The following is a 4,231-nucleotide window of genomic DNA, read 5'->3' as shown; positions in this document are numbered from 1 at the left end:
TCCGCGCTTCTCCGGCCAGATGCTCCCGGCTCGTCTCGTCGTCCAGCACGATCCCGATGACCTCGAGGACGCGCTCCAGTGTCGGCGCGCTCCGTTCCGGGAACTCATCGGGATCGAGGGCCATCACATGAAGCAGTGAGTACTCGAATGCATCGCGGTCGGAGCGCGGGTTGCGCTCCGTCTCGGTCGTCTTCATGAAACCTCCCTGGGGTGTCGTCTGCTGTGTCGGCGGCGTGCTGTGCCTGACAGCGCTCTGCCACACTGCCGGCCGTGCCGCGCTCAACGGGGTGGTGTGCCGCGCGATGCCTGACATCGCGCGCAGGGCGTGTCGCGGCCGTGACGAGCGGCGCCCTCAGTCCCGCTCGACCTCCTCGACCTCGCGGTACCAGGTGACCCGGTCGCCGACCTTCGAGCGGAGCTTCCAGGCCATGCTCTTCGGCTGGTCGTCGATGAGGCGCGAGAGGACCGCCAGGCGCTTCCTGACCGGCGCCGCTTCCTCGGGACCCAGATAATCCTCGGCGAACCGGTCCACCTTCTCTATGTTCATCGTGGCCGTGCGCCAGAACCCCCAGTCGCCTCCCATCAATCGCGCGATGTACGCGCCGTCGACCGCGGCGTTGTCGCCCTCGGTCTCGGAGACGGCGTGCTGTCTGAGGAGCATCATCACGTCGATCAGGTCCTTCCGGTTGATCTCGACGATCTGGAGCTTTTCAAGCATCAGGTCGGCCAGCGTGATGGTCGGCGAGTCGAGCTCGAGCCGCCCCCGGAAGTCGATCTCGTGACAGAAGCGGAGCTTGTCGATGAAGATGTCGGTGTGCACGGGCTCGGTCGGATGGTAGAAGATGCGCCGTTTGTCCCCGAAGAGCCGGAGGACGTTCTGGTTCTCCTCCCATCCAAGGTCGAAGAACGTGTCCTGGACGCGGTCGATCTCCTTCATGGTGGCCATGAAGTCGATGTCGGTGAGGACGCGCTCGTTCTCGTACTCCATCCACTTGTAGTCGGGGCACTTGATCCGGAACGCCAGCGCGCCGAGCACGCGGATGGTCGCGCCGTGCTCGTCGGCCTTGGCCACGAGCTCGTCCAGGATCTCCTTGAGTCGGCGCTCCTGTTCCTCGAGGACGTCCGGCGTCAGCTTCGCGCCTTCGGGGATGAACGGTATCGGATGTGAGGCTTCCGGCGTCATCTACCCCTCGACCTTCCAGTGGTTGCCGACGCGGCCGTCCTCGATCTCGATGAGGTAGCCGCGCAGAATGCCCTCGCCGTACTCGGACCCCGGGTTGACGACGGGGGACTCCCCCAGCTTGTCGTGACCGTACGACTCGTGGATGTGCCCGTGCAGCCCGATCATCGGCTGGTACTTCTCGATCGCGTTTCTGACGGCCTTGCTCCCGACGTGCACGAAGTTGACCTGCCCCGCGACGGTGACCGGCTTCTTGTTGGCGTCGAGCTCCGGCGCGAGGTCGAGCATCGTACCGTGCGGCGGAGCGTGCAGGTTGAAGATGGCCTTCGACGGGTCGTCGAGGTGTCCGACCAGCTTCTCGATACGCTTCGCCATCCCCTTCTCACTGTCCTCGCGGGGCGTCTCCCAGGGTGTCGGGTTGACATAGTCGAGGCTGATGGTCGGGGCGCCCAGGATCTCGACCACGCCGTCCAGCGGCCATCTGATCCCCCGGTCGCCGAACGACTTGATGACCTCGTCGATGTCCCAGTCGTCGTCGTTTCCGGGCATCACCAGCACGTCGACCTTGTTGAGGTCGACCGCGTCGATCAGCGACTCCATCCACTGCGCGATCCTGTCGCGGATCATCGTCATCATCAGCGACTCGACCTCGGTCGGGTTGTTCGAGAGCTCCTCGACGCGGTCCTTGTCGCAGCGCAGCGTGTAGGCGCCGGCGTCCATGATCCGCTGCTCCATCTCGTCGACCTCGGAACCCTCGTCGAGATTCCAGTTCCGGCCGAAGTAGAAGGCGTTCCAGGTCCCGTCGCCCTGATCGATGATGGGCACGAGCGACTTGCCTGTCAGATCGCCGCAGAGGAGCAGCGCATCGACATCGTACAGATCGGGCACCTTGAGCCACTTGCGCCAGACGCTGTTCGCTCCATGAACGTCGACCGAGAAGAAGAGCTTGGCCATGAAGTTCCTTTCGATTGCAGTCGTGTTCGGCGGACGGCCGCGACACGCCTCGCCGTCGGGACGACGACCTCGCCCCCGCCGGCGCCGCCCGCAGCCGCCTCCCCCCTACTCCGGCGGGATCTGCGAGTAGATGCGGCTGACGTCGACGCCCTCCTGCTTGTTCCTCCACTGCTGGTAGAGGTAGACGATCATGCCTGCCAGCATGACCGCGATGAGCGTCAGCATGACGACCGCCGTGAACTCCTTGAACGACAGGTAGATGAAGAACCACCCGGCCACGAAGGTGAACGCGCCGAGGATGGTCATGACCGGCACGCCGAAGAGCTCCTTCTTGACCGGCGAGCGGTCGTAGATCTCCGGCTTGTGATACGGCAGCAGCATCGCCGCCAGTCCGTACGGCCAGAAGATGAAGAACACCGTCAGCGTGAGCACCGCGAGGATGACGTTGACCGAGAGCGTCATCATGATGACGCCGAGGAAACAGAAGACCGCGTTGAGGTGGACCGCGTTCGTCGGCGAGCCGGTCCGCCGGTTGACGGCCGACAACGCCTTGGGGAACGACTTGTCCATCGACATGGCGAAGGCCAGCCGTGAGTTCGCGAGGAATCCGGGCAGGATGGAGTTGGCGAACCAGAGCGCGATCGACACGGCGACGACAAGGCCGAACCAGACGTTCCCTGCAATCGACATGAAGTAGAAGCTGACGGACGGCTGCACCAACCCGCCCATGAGCTCGGTCAGCACCTCGGGATGATTGTCGTGGAGAAAGTCGTAGCTCCCGATGAACGGTCCGAACGCCTTATAGACGGCGTAGACGATGATCATGTAGAAGAGGCCGACGAACACCGTTCCCGTCAGGAATCCGCGGAGCATGCTCGTCTTGGGTGTCTTGATCTCGCCGCCCGCATAGTTGATGATCGTGATGCTCGTGTACGCCCATATGACGACGATGAGTGCGCTGATCGTCGTGGGGAACGAGAAGCCGGGCGTCTCCCATCCCAGTGCGGCGGCCCTCGTCTGAATTGCCTGGAAGACCCCATCGCCCCAGACCGCGTTGAACGAGGCGGCGACGCTCTCCATCCCGCCTGACGCGAAGAACCAGACGACCGCGATGACGGTCCCGACGAGCGGGATGAAGAACATCGCCCGCATGATGTTCTTGACCTTCCGGATGCCGTTGTAGGCGATGTACCAGAAGAGAATGACCCAGATGAACCCTCCAAGCGTCTGCCAGAGCGGCGTCTGCATAGCCGCCCCTATCCTCGCCAGGACATCCGCTCCTCCGGCGTATCCTGCGGTAGAGAAGCCCGAGCCGATGAGCCCCACGACGATGTAACCGAGCACGCCGCTCGAGATCCCGTAGCCGACGAAGAGGAGCCAGGCGCTCATGTAGCCGAGCGTCGGGCCGAGGACGCGGCTGACGGCGATGTAGAGGCCGCCGGAGCGCGGCATGGTCGCCGACGTGATGGCGACCAGGATCGTGATCGGCAGGAAGATGAGCAGACCGATGAGGAACGCCAGCGGCAGGCTGGCGCCGGGGAAGTCGGCGGCCGTCGACACCGAGTAGAAGATGACGCCGGAGGCCGCGGGGCCCGCGACGACGAAGATGAAGACGTCGAGCCACGAGAGCTCTCGGACAAGGCCCGAGGCCCTCCGCGTGAAGATGACACCCTGTTCGTCTGGCATGGAGTCTCCCGGTTCGAGGCCGAAGCACGCGGACGCAACAGATGCGGTGGAGAACGCACTTCCCGTAAGGGGAGTTGTCAGCGGAAGGCCGCCTGACCGGCGGGTTGCTGCGCCGGAGCGACCTCGCCCGCACCATACAGCATGCGGCCGGGTCTGTCAAATGCGCCTCTCGCGTGAACTTGGAAGGACGGACGCGCCGGGGAGCTTCTTCTGCACCTCGCGCGACTGCCCGAAACCCCGTCGCCGAACGGGTGGACTCGTCCTTCTCCGCTCCACGAACGCGTCGGGGCCCGCTCTCTCGAGCGGGCCCCGGGTTCGTGCAGACCAGCCACCCTCCTGACGGGATGCGATGTGCCCTTCCGCCCCTCATCAGCCTCCTGTCGGGTAGTACACGGCGACCATGTGACAGTT

At 64.5% G+C, this 4,231-nt stretch carries 4 protein-coding genes; all 4 read right to left on the bottom strand.

Annotation, left to right across the window (positions count from 1 at the left end):
• Positions 1–196 (bottom strand): hypothetical protein (locus tag GF405_06345; protein ID MBD3367777.1); only part of this gene is annotated, 196 nt, incomplete at its 3' end.
• 156 nt (positions 197–352) lie between these two features.
• The gene (locus GF405_06340) at positions 353–1,183 is read right to left on the bottom strand and encodes a hypothetical protein (GenBank protein ID MBD3367776.1); all 831 of its coding nucleotides are present in this window, start codon (positions 1,181–1,183) and stop codon (positions 353–355) included.
• A complete protein-coding gene (locus GF405_06335; protein MBD3367775.1) occupies positions 1,184–2,134 on the bottom strand; it encodes a phosphoesterase in 951 nt (316 codons plus the stop codon). It abuts the gene before it with no gap.
• A gap of 105 nt (positions 2,135–2,239) precedes the next feature.
• Complete coding sequence (locus tag GF405_06330; GenBank protein MBD3367774.1) at positions 2,240–3,820, bottom strand: amino acid permease; 1,581 nt, start codon at positions 3,818–3,820, stop codon at positions 2,240–2,242.
• Positions 3,821–4,231: the final 411 nt, after the last annotated feature.

This window comes from Candidatus Effluviviaceae Genus V sp., from assembly GCA_014728125.1.
Classification (GTDB): Bacteria; Joyebacterota; Joyebacteria; order Joyebacterales; family Joyebacteraceae; genus WJMD01.
This window is presented reverse-complemented; position numbering and strand designations above follow the sequence as displayed.